Raw genomic sequence first — 15826 nt, 5'->3', positions numbered from 1 at the left:
CGACTCAGCTCCGGCGGAGCTACATCGCGGGAAGCTGCGTCCCCTGCACCACCGCGATGTCCAGGTCGATCTTGACAGTGGTACCGATGGCGGCCACTCCCGCGCGAACCATGGCGTTGTAATCGATCGCAAAATCATTGCGGTGCAACAGGGTTTCGGCGTGGAACGCGGCGCGCACACCGCCCCACGGGTCGGCTCCGCAGCCGCCGTAGGTCAGCTCGAGATCGATCGAGCGACGCTGCCCGTGCAAGGTCAGCTCACCGGACATCACCCAGGTCGCGCCGCCGGTGCGGCGCAGTCCGCTGCCGGTGTAGGTGATCACCGGATAACTGTCGACATCCAAGAACTCGGGCGAACGCAGGTGGTTGTCACGCATCGAGATACCGGAATCGATGCTCGCCGCTTTGATCTCGGCGTGCCCGCAAGATCGCTCGAACGGCTCGGCGACATCGAGGCTCCCACTCACTTCGGCGAATCGGGCCTTGATACTCGCGATGCCCAGGTGGCGTGCGGTGACGATCACCGTGGAGTGCGCCGGGTCGATTGTCCACGGTCCAGCCGGCGGCGGCGCTATCGCGTCTGCCGCTGGCGCCAGTACGATCGCGCCGAGCAAGCCCGTTCCCGCCGAAGAGATCTGGACGGTTCGTGCAACTGGCTGGTATCCGGCGCCGGTGACGACCACGGTATGAACGCCCGGGGGCAGTAGCTCGGTGACCACTGTCCCGGTCTCATCGGCGACCGCGCGGGCGATCTGGCGTCCGCTCATATCCGTCGCGGTCAGCACCGCATTCGCCACCGGCCAGCCTTCGGCGGTCCGGATGCGGACGGTCAACCCGCTCATGAGCCGTCCTCCGACCTGTAGCCGAGCCGCACGTCGTGGGTGGTTTCGCCGCCGGAAACGGTGATCTGACTGGTCACCGGTGGATAGCCGCGAGCGACGACGGTGTACCGGCCTGCGGGCAGATCGGGCACGATATAGCGGCCGTTTTCGTCGGTGCGTGCCGTTGCGGTCAGCTCGCCCGACTCGTCGAGCACCCGGATGTGGATATCCGGCGCGGCTCGGCTATCGGCCCACGCCGATCCAGCGAGTACTGCCAGCGGAGCCAGTTCGATGTCGTGGCGCGAGAGCCCGCCGTCCGGCACTGTCAGCGCGGTCGCGCTGGGGCGCATGCGCTCGGCAACCGCGACCACGGTGTAGATACCCGAGACCAGGCCATGGCATACGTAGGCGCCGTCATCGGCTGTTGTGGCCGTTGCGAGGACCTCGCCACACAGGTCGGTCAGCGTGATGGTCGCACCGGGCAGCGGCTCACCGTGTCCGGCCGTGCGGACCACGCCCGACAGCTCGCAGGAACCCATAAGGGTGAGGTCCAACTGCTGCCGGCGCCGACCGACGGCCACGTTGACGGCTGCGGGCTGGTGCCCTGTCGCCGATACGATCAGCACATAGCTTCCTGCCTCCGGTGCGCTCAACGCATAGCTGCCGTCGCCAGCTCCGGTCGCCCGCGCGACTTGATGGCCACGCGGGTCGATCAGCGTCAATGCGGCACTCGGCACCGGGCGGCCGTCGTCGCGGTGGATGCGACCACAGAGCAGCCCACCGTCGAACTCGGCCTGGGAGGATTCCGCGATTTGCGACGAGGCATCGAGAGGACCGACGCCTCGACCATTCTGTTCGACCGACTCGACCGACTCGACCGGCACCGGTTCGGTCCCGGACAAGACCGGCGCTGTCGCCTTCCCCATCGGGATGCAGGCCGCCAGCACGACTGCCACCACTGCCCCCGCCATGCAGGTGAAGAACGTGGTGTGGAACCCATCGCGAGACGGTAATACGTGCGGGCCGAGCGATATTGTCATGTGCGCCAGCACCACACCGATCACCGCGGCGGAGACCGATGTGCCGATCGCCCGCATGAGCGAGTTCAGACCGTTGGCCGCGGCGGTCTCGGTTATCGGCACTGCGCCCATGATCAGTGCGGGCATCGCCGCGTAAGCCAGACCGACGCCGCCCGCGACGATCACCCCCGCGATCACAATCCCCCATACGCTGTTCATCAGCAGCACTGCGCACAGGTAGCCGATGGCGATGACCGCGGAGCCGAGCGCCAGGGTGAGCTTCGGCCCGCGGCTCGCTGACAGCCGCGCCGACACCGGCGAGAGCAGCATCATCACCAATCCGGTTGGTGCGAGCGCCAATCCGGCGTTGATCATGGTCAGCCCGAAGCCGTAGCCGGTCTGCTCCGGCGCCATCAGCAACTGTGGGAAGGTAAGCGACATACCGTAGAGCGCGAATCCGACCGCGATGGACGCGAGATTGGTGAACAGCACCCTGGGCCGCGCCGAGACCCGCACATCGACCAGCGGCGCGCGCTGCCGCAGTTCGTAAGCGCCCCAGCCGAGTAACACCACCAGCGCCACCGCGGCGAGAACCAGAATGCGCGCACTGTCCCAGCCCCAGTCCGCGCCCTTGGTGATCGCGATGAGCAGCGCGACCAGCGCCACCACCAGCCCTACCGCACCGCCGAAGTCGAACCGCGCGGGCGTGCGCACCGGCGACTCCGGCACGAATACGAAAACCAGTGCGGCACAGATGACACCGAGGCCGGCCGATGTCCAGAACAGCACATGCCAGTCCGCGTTCTGGGCGATGGCCGCCGCGACCGGCAGGCCGATCGCACCGCCCACACCGAGTGTCGCGCTCATGATCGCGATCGCCGAACCTACCCGCTCGGTCGGCAGCTCGTCGCGCATGATGCTGATACCCAGCGGGATCGCGCCGACCGCCGCACCCTGCAACGTGCGGCCGACGATTTCTGGCACCAGTGTGGAGAAGGAGGCGCAGACCGCCGAGCCGACAATCACCATAAGCAGATTCGCGAACAGGATCCGCCGCTTGCCGAACATGTCACCGAGACGGCCACTGATCGGAGTCGACACCGCACCGGCCAGCAGCGTAGCCGTCACGACCCAGGACGCGTTGGACGCCGAGGTGTTCAGCAGCGTGGGCAACAACGGAATGATCGGAATTACCAGCGTCTGCATGAGTGCGACGACGACACCGGCCCCACCTAGTGTCGCGATGAGCACGCCCGGTGCGGGAGAACGCCGGTCGTCGGAACCAGAAACGGTCGAGGACGCGTCGACAGCAACAGTCACATATGTACGATACATACCGCGTGTAACATACACAATTACGCAGCTGGGCAGGCTCGCGCGGGTTCAAAGAGTCGGTCGAGCGGATCGAGGACCGCGGCCTCGTCCGACCGTCGCTCGCTAACCGAGGGTGCCGTCGGACGCCAATGCGGCTGGGCCCCGGCGGGATTCGGCGACCATTTGGTCGAGTTGGCGTTCAGCACGTTCGGCGCGGGCCAAGGTTTGGGCGCGGGCGTCGTCTAGTGCGGCGAGGCGTTCGGCGGCTTCACGCCGCGCCTGTTCGAGTGCGGTCGCTGATTCGGCTCGCACTGTCGCGACCTCCGCACTTGACGCGCGGCGCACCTCGACGAGTTCGCCGCGCGTGCGATCCAGTTCCTCGCGCAGTCGGTTCAATTCCTCGCGCCCCTCCGCGACGGCCTGATTGCGTTCGACCACAGCCTGTTCGGCGCGTTCGATGGCGCGTTCAGCATCGGCCGCGCGCTGTACCGCCAGATCGCGTTCGGCACCGGCCGCGGTGATCTGCTGGGCGGACTCACGGCGGATCTGTTCGATTTCCGTCGCCGCCTTGCGCCGCGCCAGTTCCACATCCTCGGTGGCCTGCTGCCGGGCGCGTTCCACATCGTCGGCGGCCTCGCGACGGATGGTACGGATCTCGGCATCGGCCTCACTGCGCGCCGCGAAGACATCGTCGGCGGCCTGTTTGGTCACCCGCTCGACCTCACGCAGTGCATCCAAGCGCGCCATATCCGCCTCGGCGACCAGCGATTCCGCATGTTCGGCCGCACTCGCCGCATCGTCGGCGGCCGATTCCGCGGCCGCGCGCGCCTCCTCCGCTTCGCGCCGCGCCTGGTCCGCAGCCACCGTGGCGACCTCGGCCTCTGCGATGCGTCGTGCCGCATCCGCCTGCACGGCCTGCACTTGTGCCTCGGCGATCGCCGGATCGGCCAGCGTGGACAATTCGGCCACCGCCGCATTCAGCGTGTTCCCCAGTTGATCGGCCAGTCCACGGAATTGCGTGAGCAACTCATCCGCGCGCAGCCGAGCCACTGTCACCGGCCCCTGTTGCGTCACAGTGACAGCAGCCGCCGGTGCCTGCGACTCCTGTTGCTGCCGTTGCCGTTCCCGCCAAGCGCGCCACCGGGTGTGCTCCGGATGGTCACAGTATTCCGAGGGTCGCCCCGGCCCGCCTCCGCGCGTAATCGGTCGAGCACATCCGGGGTAATTACAAACGTTGGACACCACGGAATCGTAGCGTTGGTTTCGTCGAATCCAACGTATTTCCACGAAACGAAATACAGGTCGCCCCAACATGTTCGGCCGGAGAACCCACCGAGTCTGACCTCCGATAAGTGAACATTATCGGAGGTCAGACTTCCCCGGGCCCCCGCAATCCGCCTGCACGAGTTCCGTTTACGTTTGGTTTGCGCATACGCAACGAAACACCAACGGAACCAGCGAAAACTGGGTACCCCCGACCCTGATTCCAAAGAGTCGTTGCCCGGCAAACGAATCCCGCGCGGACAACGGCGCGTGAGAATGTGACCGCTATGTGGCGTGGTTCTGACGGCGCTCCATGGCGCGGGGGTGCGAGACAGCGGTCACATTCACATGTGGCAGGCTGCCGCCGGCCCCTCACCCCGAGGCGGGGAACATCCGCATCGGGGACTTCTAGTTTCCCCGTCCTCCTGCGCTTCCCACTCTCGCCCCTCCACTCGCCCGTGCAACCCCGCTCCGCAGGGTCGGCTGCGACCGATAAGTTCCCACCGCGGTCCCGGGCTCGCACCAGGGGGCGGCACCTGAGCACAGGGGCCAAGTGCCCTATGCGATCAACCCGGGCACACAACGATTGGGAAGAAACCCACGAACGCGACCGCAAAACCTTTTAACCGAGACCCCGTGCCGCGCAGAGCATTCGGCGCGCAGCTCAGATCCCGGACTAATTCCGAATCCCGGCACCCAGCCACGTTCACCGATTAGCGGCCAGCACTGCCGCGAGGCCTTCTTGCAGGTCCTTGACGAAATACTCGGGAACCTCCAGCGACGGGAAATGTCCCCCGGTTTCGGGCGACTTCCATCGGACGATCTGTCGGTACCGCTCCTGCGCCCAGGGGCGCGGACACTTCTCGACGTCGCGGGGATACATAGTGAGTGCCGACGGGACGTCGACCCGAAGTTCGGGGTCGAGCGAGTTGTGGCTTTCGTAGTAGATGCGGGCCGCCGACGCGCCGGTCCGCGTCAGCCAGTACAGGGTGACGTCGTCAAGAACACGGTCTCTGGAAATCGTCTCGAACGGGCTGTCTTCGGTATCTGTCCACTCGGCGAACTTGTCGAGGATCCAGGCAAGAAGCCCGATCGGTGAGTCGACGAGCGAGTAGCCGATGGTCTGCGGTCGGGTCGCCTGCTGCTTCGCGTATGCCGCGCGGTGGCGCCAGAAATCGCGGGTTTCCTCGGTCCACTTGCGCTCGGCCGCCGTCAGCCTGTCCGTTGTCAATCCGGGCGGCGGCTCCGCGAACGTTGTATGAATGCCGAGAATGTGCGCCGGGAACCTGCCGCCGAGAACCGTAGTGATATTGCCTCCCCAGTCGCCGCCGTGGGCTGCAAACTTGCTGTAGCCGAGCCTTCCCATCAGTTCCACCCATGCGGCCGCGATCTTTTCGGTTCCCCACCCGGTGGTGGCCGGCTTGTCGCTGTAACCAAAGCCTGGCAGCGATGGAACCACGACGTGGAACGCCGGCGCGTCTGCATCTTTCGGATCTGCCAGCTCGTCTACTACATCGATGAACCGAGCAATGCTGTCTGGCCACCCGTGCGTCAAGATCAGAGGAGTGGCATCTGCGCGCCCGGATCGGCGGTGCAGGAAGTGGATTCCCAGATCATCAATGGTCGTGCGGAATTGGCCGATCCGGTTGAGGCGCTCTTCGAACGATCGCCAGTTGTACCCGGTGCGCCAGTAGTTCACGACATCGACGAGGTCGGCGAGAGGAACGCCCTGTTCCCATCGGCGAGGGTCGGGCGCGGCGCGATAGACCGTCTCAGCTTCCGGTAGCCGCGCCGCGGCCAGTCGCGCGCGCAGATCGTCGAGGTCAGCGTCAGTTGCGTGGGCTTCGAATGCTTGCACCTCGCTGGTTGGACAATGTGTGGGCATGAGACCTCCTGGTCATCGTGGAACCGGCTTAGACTTATCTCGAACCGGCTAAGACGGTTCTAACATGACCGATGTCAGCGTGCAACCTGCTAAGGTGGTTCCATGCGCGCTCGGTTCCCTGACTTTCGTCTCGGCAACGTGCTAGCGACCAGCTTCACGGGGACTCTGTCGGAGCGGTGTGGCGACGCTGTGGAACGCATTCCCACGCCGCAGCGACTCGTCGACTGGCTGGCAGTGAACGGCCTAGCCGTGGAGTCCTGCACCACCGCCCAGCTCGAACTCGCTCGGGAACTGAGGGAATCAATTCACGCCGCCGCGACAGCGGCCGCGATCCAAGACCCTCTCCCCGCGCCTGCAATCCAAATCATCAATGACTGCAGCATTCAGGGTCGGGCCGCGGCTATCCTGACGCCCGAGGGCAATCGTCAATGGCGGCTTAGCTCGGCTTCCTGCGTAGAAGATGCCCTGAGCGTGATCGCCGCCGACGCAATCAGCATCATCGCAGGCGAACGAGACGGAAAATTGGCCTTGTGCGCATCGCCAACCTGCCAAGCCGCGTTCTTCGATACCAGTCAAAGTCGCACCCGCAAATGGTGTGACATGAACACGTGCGGGAATCGCCAGAAGAAGGCGCGCTTCAATGCCAACCAGCGCAAGAACGGGACTGCCGCACGGACGGGTGTCATCTGATCTGGCTTGCCCGGGAGGGCGGCCCTGGAAGGAGGGAGTCGGCCGGACAGTCGGTCGCCTACCCTAGGTTTCGGTCAGCATCGGCCACAGTGCCTGCTCCCGACTGGACCTGAACCAAGGCCCGTAGGCCGAGCAGCAAAGAAGGACGCGCAGGTAACTGCTGGGCGGGCTTACGGTTTCGACACGCGCGTCAGGAGTTGGTCGCCCGAGGTCGACCAGCGGTTCTGGCGGGTCGAGATGCCTGGGCATGGTGCTGAACGCTGTGCTGTCCGGGTGGGTCAGTTGTGGTGTTCGCGGCGGACTTGTCGACCCATGTGGCTCGTCGTTCAGTCGGGTGTCTCGGCCGAATCGGCTGGCTCGGAGTCATTGGCCGGCGCGGAGCGCTCGACGTCGTCGTTGGTCGCAGCCCAGCTGGCCAGCAGGTTCAGGGCGTCCTGCGAGGGTGACGCGGGCTCGGCGGTGTAGGTGAGGAGGAACTGGCGGGGGCCGTCGCCGAGTGGGAAGGTTTCGAAGGGCAGGTCGAGGTCGCCGACGACCGGGTGGTGGAGGAGCTTCACGCCGGTGGTGTGCATCCGGACGTTGTGGGCCGCCCAGCGGCGACGGAAGTCCTCGCTGCGGGTGGACAGCTCCCCGATCAGATCCGTCAGCCGCCGGTCGTAGAGATCGCGGCCGGCCTCGGCGCGCAGCATGGCAACCGTGTCCCCTGCGACCTCGTCCCAGTGGCGGAAAAACTCGGTCGCGTGTGGGCTGAGAAAGACGAACCTGGCGTTGTTGGGCGGCCGCGCGGGGTCGGTGTAGACCGGCGAGAACAGTGCGCGCCCGAGATGGTTGGCGGCCAGGATGTCCCCGCGCCCGCTGAGGATGAACGCGGGTGTGCCGCTCATTGAGTCGAGAACGCGCTGCACCGCAGGTCGCACCCGCTGCTGGGTGGGCCGGCGGCGTGGTGGACGGGTTGTGCCGGCGCCGCGCAGGAGGTCGAGCAGGTGGATTCGTTCGGCCTCGTCGAGCTGGAGTGCTCGCGCGATGCCATCGATGACGCTTTCGGAGACGCCGGTGGCGTTGCCACGCTCCAGCCGTGTGTAGTACTCGCTGGAGATTCCCGAGAGCAGGGCGACCTCCTCGCGGCGCAGCCCGGTGACCCGTCTGCGGTCTCCGCCGTATAGGGGCAGTCCGGCCTGCTCGGGGGTGACCCTGGCTCGTCGCGTGCCCAGGAATTCCCGGATCTCCGCGCGGAAATCAGCACGGATGTCACGGTTGGTTCCTGCCATGGGCTCCACCCTACGAGCGCTTCCGCCGGGTTGGGGGTCCCTGTCAGTGACCCCCTCATCAGGGACTCCCACACTCCCGTGACAACTGGTTTTGTTGGTGATGCACCTGCCACGGCAGTGCGAATGGCCCGGATACGGCGGCTGGCTTGCGCGGCTGGTCTCCAGCCTCTCTGCGGCGCTGTCGGAGAAGCACGGTCCGCCAGCTGGTGCAGCAGCACCGACCATGACTACCGACCGGGCCTGACGGCCGTCACGACAAGGAGAACCTGATGAAGCACGTATCCCTGGGTGGGCTCGATGTCTCCCGCATCGGCCTGGGAGCCATGACCATGGCCGGCACCTACACCACGGGAGGGGGGCTCGACGACGCCGAGTCGATCCGCACCATCCACCGGGCCCTGGACCTCGGGGTCACCCACATCGACACCGCCGAGATCTACGGCCCCTTCCACAGCGAGAAAATCGTCGGCAAGGCCATCAAGGGCCGGCGCGACGACGTTGTGGTAGCGACGAAGTTCGGTCTCGTCTCCCACGCCGGCGGCGGCCCCGGCGTCATCGACAGTAGCGCCGGCAACGTGAAGGCCGCGGTCGAAGGATCGCTGCTGCGGCTGGGCACCGACCACATCGACCTCTACTACCAGCACCGCGTCGACCCGAAAACGCCCATCGAGGAGACTGTCGGCGCGCTGGCCGAGCTGGTCGCCGAAGGCAAGGTGCGCCACATCGGACTCTCGGAGGCCGGCCCCGAGACGATCCGCCGCGCGCATGCCGTACATCCGGTGGCCGCACTGCAGACCGAATACTCTCTGTGGACCCGCGACATCGAGGCCGAAATCCTCCCGCTGCTGCGGGAGCTCGGTATCGGGTTCGTGCCCTACTCGCCTCTCGGCCATGGCCTGCTGACCGGGCAGATCCGCACCGTCGACGACTTCGCCGACGACGACTGGCGCAAGACCAACCCGCGCTTCACCGGCGAGAACTTCCAGCGCAACCTGCGCATCGTCGATGAAGTACAGGCCATCGGCGCCGAGGTCGGCGCCACCCCGGCGCAGACCGCACTGGCGTGGCTGCTGACCCGCGGCGACGACATCGCCCCCATCCCCGGAACCCGGCGGGTCTCGCGCGTTGAAGAAAACACCGCCGCCGACGCCATCGAACTCAGCACCGCTCAGCTCGACCGCCTGAACAACCTCACCCCGGCCGCAGGTGAGCGCCACGACGAGGCGAACATGGCCACCATCGACCGCTGACCGTCGGCGTCGCTGCGCCCGGGTCAGCCCGCGATCCCGGAGTTCGCGCAGGAGAAGGACTGACTCACTGGCGGATCATCGCAGGTGACCGGATCAAACGCCGCTGGGCCGTCCGCAATCCGACAAATTCGCCCGTGGGCGAGCGGCAATATCGGCTGAGGAACGGCCGGGCGTGGCGACTCACGACACCGGGTGCCGTTGCTTCCACCGGTTTCGACCCGAACCTAGATTCCTAGCTTCTGAATACTGTTGAGAGCCAATGGGATCCGCGGTCGATGGTGCAAACTGACGGGTAGTTGTGTTCGTGGCCGCCGGTGCGGTTGAGCGACGAGTCAGGTAGCGCAGGGGCTACCCGTACTCGTCGACAAGTTGATGAGTCAGCAGATGACCTACCGAGGGAAGCGAGTACCAGAGTGAGTCTCGAACCTGAAATCCGCACGGCTGCCGGAGTTGTGCGTGGCAGGTGGGAGAGCGACGTCGCGGTCTTTCGGGGCATCCCCTATGCCGAGCCACCGGTCGGCGCACGTCGATTCGGCGCTCCTGTTCCGGCGCAGCGGTGGGATGGCGTCCGTGACGCGCTGGAGTTCGGTCCACCGGTTCCTCAAGTGGCCCATACGGGTTCGGTGATGTCGTCGGTGTCCGGCAGTGTCGAGGACGGTTCCGCCGACTGTTTGACGCTCAATGTCTGGTCACCCGACCTCGGCGCCGTGAGGCTGCCGGTGATGGTGTGGATCCAGGGAGGCACATACCTGGAGAACAATTCCGCGAATCCGCACCAGAACGGTGCGACTCTCGCTCGGTCCGGTGTGGTGGTGGTCAGCATGAACTATCGCGTCGGTGCGGACGGCTTCGCCCACATCACCGGAGCCCCGCACAACCGCGGCATTCTCGACCAGATCGCCGCGCTGCGATGGGTTCAGGACAATATCGCCCGGTTCGGTGGCGATCCAGCCAATGTCACCGTTTTCGGCGAGTCCGCTGGCGGAGCGTGCATTGCCGCGCTGCTTGTCATGCCGACGGCAGCCGGGCTATTTCGACGGGCGATCAGTCAGAGCATGCCGGGTACCTACTTCTCCGAACGGCTCGCCGCCGCGATCTCCACCACCATCGCCGTGCAACTCGGGGCCAAGGCCACCGTCCGCGACTTGGCCCGTTTCCCGCCGCGCGCACTGACCGACGCGACGGACGCGGTGATCCGGAAGATGCCGGAATTCGTTGATATCTGGGGTCCTATGGCGCTCACGCCGACACCGTTCTCCCCCGTCGTCGACACCGAGGTTCTGCCGCGAGCACCGTGGCGTGCGCTCGTGGACGGCGCCGCACGCGACATCGACCTGCTCATCGGCCACACCCGTGACGAATACCGGCTCTACACGTCTCGGCCCGGCGGCGAGCCAACCGATGCGCGCATAACCGCAGCATTCGACCACCTCACACCCGGCACAGATGGCAGCGGGCGCTATCGCACCGCCTACCCGGACGCCACACCAGGGCAACGATTCGAGGTTCTCAACTCCGACTGGCTGTTTCGGATGCCGAGTCTGCACCTCGCCGACGCCGCGCACGCCGGTGGCGGACCCGTATGGTTCTACGAACTGGCCTGGAGCTTCAACTCCGAACAGGGCGCCTCGCACGCCCTGGACTTCCTGCTCATCTTCGGCACCCTCAGCCCCGACGAGGTGCGCGCCCACCCCTGCGCCCATCCGAACGCCGCGAACGAAATCACCCCCGTCGCTCACCACATTCGCACCGACTGGGTGCGCTTCGCGACGACTGGCAAACCCGGCTGGGCACCCTACGATCCACAGACACGAACCACCCGCGTCTACGACGCCGAACCAACCACCCAGCCCTACCCCGAGGAGACCTCGCGCCGCATCTGGTCCGCCCACCAGTTCGACACCCTGGACCTCACGAGCTGAAACAACCAGCGGGAGAAGGGTTCCCAGTCCGGCCGTCCGGCTCGATCGAGGCCGGGAAAACTCCCCCCGGCTCCGGCGCGGGCGATGAGTTCGAGGAAACTGGCGTAGGCCTGGGTGCGGCGGGGCTTCCAGGGGTTTCGCGGTGCGGAAGGTCATGGTCAGCACGTCGGCGAAACCGCGGCCTGCATCGCGCGGACGGCTTGGATGTAGCCCCCGAACCGGCCGGACCCTGGAGATTCGCGCGACCGCGACGATCGAACCCGACCTCGCGCTGTTCGAACGCTGCGTCCGCCACTACGGACAGGATCCCGACGCCTTCCCCGCTCCCGCGACAACCGCCTCCGTCTTGCGGCCCACCCCGACCCGAGTGGTCGCCCAGGGCTGAAACGGGTATTCACTCCTCGCCCCTTTCAACATATAGCGCACCCGGGGTCTTGCGGCAAGACCCGGGTCGTGCTGCAGAATCTCCTGCCGAAGCCAGTACCTGCGGAAATGAGTACTGGTCTCGCGGGGATGTCGAACCGCCGGTGGGAAATGCAACTTGGTCGAGTGAGGGGTTTTGATGATCGATGTGATTGTGGTCGGCGGCGGACCGACCGGCGTGATGTTGGCCAGTGAGCTGCGCATGCGCGGCGTGCACGCGCTCGTAGTAGAGAAGGATGCGGAGCCCACCAAGGTTGTGCGCGCGCTCGGCATGCATGCGCGCAGCGTCGAATTGATGGATCAGCGCGGCCTGTTGGACAAGGTCCTCGCGCTCGGGAAGCAGTACCCGCTCGGCGGTTTCTTCGCGGGCATCGTGAAACCCCAACCGGAAGGGTTGGACACCACGTATCCGTTCGTGCTGTCCATTCCGCAGACCGTTACCGAGCGCCTGCTGATCGAGCGCGCCACCGAACTCGGCGTCGAAATCCGCCGCAACTGCGAAGTGGTCGGGCTGAGTCAGGACGATGACGGGGTGAGCGTCGAACTTGCCGACGGCACGCAATTGTGCTCGCGGTACCTCGTCGGCTGCGACGGCGGCCGCAGCACGGTGCGCAAACAGCTGGCCGTCGACTTCCCCGGCGAGCCAACCCGGATCGAGACGCTACTGGGCGAGGTGGAGCTGACCGCGCCGCCGGAGGAGATAGCCGCAGTCGTGGCCGAAGTCCGCAAGACCCAGCTGCGGTTCGGTGCCGCGCCCCTCGGAGACGGGGTGTACCGTCTCGTCGCGCCCGCCGCGGGTGTGGCCGAGAACCCCCGGGTCCCACCGACTCTGGAGGAGCTCAAACAGCAGTTCCGAGAGCTCGCCGGCACCGACTTCGGCGCACATTCGGCGCGCTGGCTCTCGCGCTTCGGTGACGCCACCCGCTTGGCCGAGCAATACCGCGTCGGCCGGGTGCTGCTGGCCGGCGACGCGGCGCACATCCATCCGCCGATGGGCGGGCAAGGCCTCAACGTCGGCATCCAGGACGCATTCAATCTCGGCTGGAAACTGGCCGCCGAGATCGACGGCTGGGCGCCGCAGGGGCTGCTGGACAGCTACGAGACCGAACGCCGTCCGGTGGCCGCCGACGTGCTCGAGAACACCCGGGCGCAGACGGAGCTGATGTCGCTCGAGCCGGGTGCTCAGGCAGCGCGCCGACTGGTGGCGAAACTGATGGACTTCGATGAGGTGAACCGGTATCTGCTCGAGCAGATCATTGCGATCGGGGTGCGCTACGACTTCGGCGCGGGGCACGAATTGCTCGGTCGACGGCTGCGGGATGTGAAGCTGAATCGGGGACGCCTCTACGAGTTGATGCGCAGTGGCCGTGGACTGCTGCTCGACCAGACCGGCCAGCTCTCGGTGGCAGGCTGGGCGGATCGGGTCGACCACGTCGTCGATGTCAGCGAGGAACTGGCGGTGCCCGCGGTGCTGCTGCGGCCGGACGGGCATGTGGCGTGGGTCGGTGGCGATCAGCAGGATCTGATCGGCGCGCTGCCGAAGTGGTTCGGCGCTGCCGTCAGCTGAGCGAACAGTTGGGCCCGCAGGCATCATAGCCCTCGGTTCACGCCGGCCCCGATGCCTGCGCACCAGTCGCAGAAGCTCGGCTGTCGCGCGAATGAAGCTCTGCCGCAACAATATTCGCTCCGCCAACCGAAGCCACCGGTCCGTGGTCGTGCGGATCGGTGGCTTCGGGCTCGGACTGCATTCAGGTGGCCGCGTCACCGGGTGACGAACTGGTACTCCGCGGCACCGGTTGCCATGAGGTGGCGGCGACGGCTGGGCAGCATCATGGTCGGGTGGGCGACGCTCCAAGCCGCGGCCGCGCAGATGAGTTCCTTGATGCGAGCGCCCATACGGCCCGTGATCACTGTGGACGTGGGCTGATCGTCGGGCGTCACCTTCTGGACGATGCCATCGCGGCGACCGAGGCTCATGCATTGGCTGGCGTAACCGATCGGGGCGTCGGGAACCTTGCCGCCGGTCAAGCGAGCTGCGATGACGTCGGCGCCCTGCCATGCCATCGGGGTCGCGGTGGCGCAACCCATCCGCAGTGGTTTGCCGCCGACCCCTTCGGCGTGCGCGGCGTCGCCGACGGCGTACACATCGGGATGTGAAACCGAGCGGAGGGTGGCATCGACCACGATCCGCCCGGAATCGGACACCGCCAGATTCGTCGCGGCCGCGATCGGGTGCACGGTGAAACCCGCTGTCCACACGGTCATTTGGGCCGGGATGTCCCTACCCGCCCCGGTGATCACGCCGTTAGCAGTGACGCGCGTGACGTCGGCGTGCTCGTGGACGGTGATGCCGAGCCGCTCGAAAGCTCCGCGCAGGTAGCGCTGGGCCTTCTCGTCGAGCCAGTCACCGACGCCGCCGCGCGCGGCGATCGCGACCGCGAGGTCCGGGCGTGCCTCGGCGATTTCGGCGGCCACTTCGATGCTGGTCAGACCGCCGCCCACGATCAGCGCGGTCTCGCCCGCCCGCAACTCGTTCAGGCGTGCCCGCAGCCGCAGCGCCGCCTGCTTGCCGGCCACGTTGTAGGCGTGCTCGGCGACGCCGGGGACGCCATAGTCGGCGATGGTGCTGCCGAGGGCGTACACGAGGGTGTCGTAGGCAATGTTCTCGCCGGTCAGGTCGACGGTCTTGCGGTCCACATCGACCGCGGTGACCCGTGCGATCCGGACCTGCACGCCGGTGCCCGCGAAGACCTCGCGCAGCGGCCGAGCGGGGAGATCCTGTCCGCTGGCGAGCTGGTGCATGCGCACTCGTTCGACGAATTCGGCGTCGGCATTGATCAGGGTGATCTCGACGTCGTCACGGTGCAGCCGCTTGGCGAGGCGTCCGGCGGTAATGGCTCCGGCGTATCCGGCTCCGAGGACGACGATGCGGTGCTTCATGGTCTTACTCCTGTCTCGGTGGGTTCGCTTCCTGAACCGGACAGCGGCCCGAATGCTGACAGAAGTGGACTGTGATGTGGGTCACCAGGATTCGATAACGGGTGCTCCGTGTTCGGAGCTAGCCCACCGACGGGTGGCGCGCTCGAGCTTTTCGGGGTTGACCTGGGCGTGGATTGCCGAGATGCCGTCGGCGGTCACCTCGAGGCACACGATGCCGACGACCCGGTCACCGACCACCAGCACCAGGGCGGGCCCGCCATTGGCGACCGCAGAAAATATGGCGGGCCTGCCGCCGAGCATGTTCCGCTTGCCGTCGGTCGGCTTGATGGACAGCCGCAGGAACCGCGCAACGCGCACCGCACCGATGAGCGGCCTGGTACGGGTCGGGATGAAGGCGCCGCCGTCGCCGATGCTGATCGCGTCTTGGGTCAGCAGGCTGATCAGTGTCTCGGTTCGACCGCTGACCGCCGCGGCGAGGAACTCCTCGACGATCTTGCGGGCGGCGGCCTCGTCGACCTGCACGCGAGCCCGGTCGGTGGCCAGATGCTGTTTGGCGCGCCGATAGATCTGCTGACAATTTGCCTCGGTGATTTCGAGCATTTCGGCAATATCGTTGTGCGCGTAGCCGAATGCCTCCCGCAGCACGTACACCACGCGTTCCTTGGCCGAGAGCCGCTCCATCAGCGTAAGCATCGCGATCGACACCGATTCACGCTGTTCGACGGTATCGGCCGGCCCGAGCATCCGGTCTCCGGTGAACACCGGTTCGGGCAACCACTGGCCCACATATGTCTCCCGCCTGGCCCGCGCCGAGGTGAGCTGGTTGAGGCACAGATTGGTGAGCACCTTGGTCAGCCACGCCTCGGGCGTCTGGACATAGTCCCGGTCGGCGGCCTGCCAACGCAGGAATGCCTCCTGCACCGCGTCCTCGGCATCACCGGCCGATCCCAGCAGCCGGTAGGCGATCGCCTCCAGACGGCCCCTGGTGCTTTCGAACAGATCGGCGTCGTGCGTGCTGAGTGACATCCGCCC

Annotated in this window: 11 protein-coding genes and 1 pseudogene; 4 read left to right on the top strand and 8 right to left on the bottom strand. The window is 66.5% G+C overall.

The window, feature by feature from the left end:
• Nucleotides 1–19 precede the first annotated feature (19 nt).
• The 5 genes and pseudogenes from ACIBJI_RS20660 to ACIBJI_RS20640 all read right to left on the bottom strand — a co-directional run bounded on the left by ACIBJI_RS20660 (nucleotide 20) and on the right by ACIBJI_RS20640 (nucleotide 6301).
• Nucleotides 20–841, bottom strand: a complete 822-nt coding sequence (locus ACIBJI_RS20660) for a YceI family protein (RefSeq protein WP_364346075.1) — start codon at nucleotides 839–841, stop codon at nucleotides 20–22.
• Nucleotides 838–1746, bottom strand: coding sequence for a carboxypeptidase-like regulatory domain-containing protein (locus ACIBJI_RS20655; RefSeq protein ID WP_364346107.1), 909 nt, complete (start codon nucleotides 1744–1746; stop codon nucleotides 838–840). Before ACIBJI_RS20655 ends, ACIBJI_RS20660 begins: the two co-directional genes overlap by 4 nt.
• Nucleotides 1729–3159 (bottom strand): annotated as a pseudogene (locus ACIBJI_RS20650) (MFS transporter); the annotation flags it as partial. The gene ACIBJI_RS20655 and the pseudogene ACIBJI_RS20650, both read right to left, overlap by 18 nt.
• A gap of 117 nt (nucleotides 3160–3276) precedes the next feature.
• On the bottom strand, nucleotides 3277–4209 hold the full coding sequence (locus ACIBJI_RS20645; RefSeq protein ID WP_364346073.1) for a hypothetical protein: 933 nt from the start codon (nucleotides 4207–4209) through the stop codon (nucleotides 3277–3279).
• Between the two features lie 913 nt (nucleotides 4210–5122).
• Nucleotides 5123–6301: an epoxide hydrolase family protein gene (locus tag ACIBJI_RS20640; protein ID WP_364346071.1), complete on the bottom strand. Its 1179-nt coding sequence runs from the start codon at nucleotides 6299–6301 to the stop codon at nucleotides 5123–5125.
• Nucleotides 6302–6403: 102 nt separating this feature from the next.
• Between ACIBJI_RS20640 and ACIBJI_RS20635 the strand changes: the two genes are divergently transcribed.
• Nucleotides 6404–6991, top strand: a complete 588-nt coding sequence (locus ACIBJI_RS20635; protein ID WP_364346069.1) for a CGNR zinc finger domain-containing protein — start codon at nucleotides 6404–6406, stop codon at nucleotides 6989–6991.
• A 326-nt stretch (nucleotides 6992–7317) separates the two neighbouring features.
• Here ACIBJI_RS20635 and ACIBJI_RS20630 read toward each other — a convergent pair whose 3' ends face one another.
• Nucleotides 7318–8259 carry a helix-turn-helix transcriptional regulator gene (locus ACIBJI_RS20630; protein ID WP_364346063.1) on the bottom strand — a complete coding sequence of 314 codons (942 nt, stop codon included), beginning with the start codon at nucleotides 8257–8259 and terminating at the stop codon, nucleotides 7318–7320.
• Nucleotides 8260–8528: 269 nt separating this feature from the next.
• On the opposite strand from ACIBJI_RS20630, the gene ACIBJI_RS20625 reads away from it, so the two are divergent.
• The 3 genes from ACIBJI_RS20625 to rox all read left to right on the top strand — a co-directional run bounded on the left by ACIBJI_RS20625 (nucleotide 8529) and on the right by rox (nucleotide 13421).
• The gene (locus ACIBJI_RS20625; RefSeq protein WP_396956685.1) at nucleotides 8529–9509 is read left to right on the top strand and encodes an aldo/keto reductase; all 981 of its coding nucleotides are present in this window, start codon (nucleotides 8529–8531) and stop codon (nucleotides 9507–9509) included.
• A gap of 413 nt (nucleotides 9510–9922) precedes the next feature.
• On the top strand, nucleotides 9923–11431 hold the full coding sequence (locus ACIBJI_RS20620) for a carboxylesterase/lipase family protein (RefSeq protein ID WP_397085285.1): 1509 nt from the start codon (nucleotides 9923–9925) through the stop codon (nucleotides 11429–11431).
• A 562-nt stretch (nucleotides 11432–11993) separates the two neighbouring features.
• Entirely contained in the window at nucleotides 11994–13421 is a 1428-nt protein-coding gene (gene rox / locus ACIBJI_RS20615; RefSeq protein WP_397085283.1) for a rifampin monooxygenase, read from the top strand.
• 194 nt (nucleotides 13422–13615) lie between these two features.
• Here rox and ACIBJI_RS20610 read toward each other — a convergent pair whose 3' ends face one another.
• Both ACIBJI_RS20610 and sigJ read right to left on the bottom strand, forming a co-directional pair.
• Complete coding sequence (locus tag ACIBJI_RS20610) at nucleotides 13616–14794, bottom strand: NAD(P)/FAD-dependent oxidoreductase (protein ID WP_397085281.1); 1179 nt, start codon at nucleotides 14792–14794, stop codon at nucleotides 13616–13618.
• 81 nt (nucleotides 14795–14875) lie between these two features.
• Nucleotides 14876–15820 carry an RNA polymerase sigma factor SigJ gene (gene sigJ, locus ACIBJI_RS20605; protein ID WP_396956681.1) on the bottom strand — a complete coding sequence of 315 codons (945 nt, stop codon included), beginning with the start codon at nucleotides 15818–15820 and terminating at the stop codon, nucleotides 14876–14878.
• Nucleotides 15821–15826: the final 6 nt, after the last annotated feature.

Origin of the sequence: Nocardia sp. NPDC050408 (assembly GCF_044458905.1) — a bacterium.
Lineage (GTDB): Bacteria > Actinomycetota > Actinomycetes > Mycobacteriales > Mycobacteriaceae > Nocardia.
Note: the sequence above shows the minus strand (reverse complement) of the source record. Positions and strands in the feature narration are given on the sequence as shown.

What these genes read in the sequence shown, in the direction of transcription:
- ACIBJI_RS20610 (WP_397085281.1), bottom strand. Translation starts at nt 14,794, where the DNA reads ATGAAGCACCGCATCGTCGTCCTCGGAGCCGGATACGCCGGAGCCATT.
- ACIBJI_RS20625 (WP_396956685.1), top strand. Translation starts at nt 8,529, where the DNA reads ATGAAGCACGTATCCCTGGGTGGGCTCGATGTCTCCCGCATCGGCCTG.
- ACIBJI_RS20660 (WP_364346075.1), bottom strand. Translation starts at nt 841, where the DNA reads ATGAGCGGGTTGACCGTCCGCATCCGGACCGCCGAAGGCTGGCCGGTG.
- ACIBJI_RS20640 (WP_364346071.1), bottom strand. Translation starts at nt 6,301, where the DNA reads ATGCCCACACATTGTCCAACCAGCGAGGTGCAAGCATTCGAAGCCCAC.
- ACIBJI_RS20630 (WP_364346063.1), bottom strand. Translation starts at nt 8,259, where the DNA reads ATGGCAGGAACCAACCGTGACATCCGTGCTGATTTCCGCGCGGAGATC.
- rox (WP_397085283.1), top strand. Translation starts at nt 11,994, where the DNA reads ATGATCGATGTGATTGTGGTCGGCGGCGGACCGACCGGCGTGATGTTG.
- sigJ (WP_396956681.1), bottom strand. Translation starts at nt 15,820, where the DNA reads ATGTCACTCAGCACGCACGACGCCGATCTGTTCGAAAGCACCAGGGGC.
- ACIBJI_RS20635 (WP_364346069.1), top strand. Translation starts at nt 6,404, where the DNA reads ATGCGCGCTCGGTTCCCTGACTTTCGTCTCGGCAACGTGCTAGCGACC.
- ACIBJI_RS20655 (WP_364346107.1), bottom strand. Translation starts at nt 1,746, where the DNA reads ATGGGGAAGGCGACAGCGCCGGTCTTGTCCGGGACCGAACCGGTGCCG.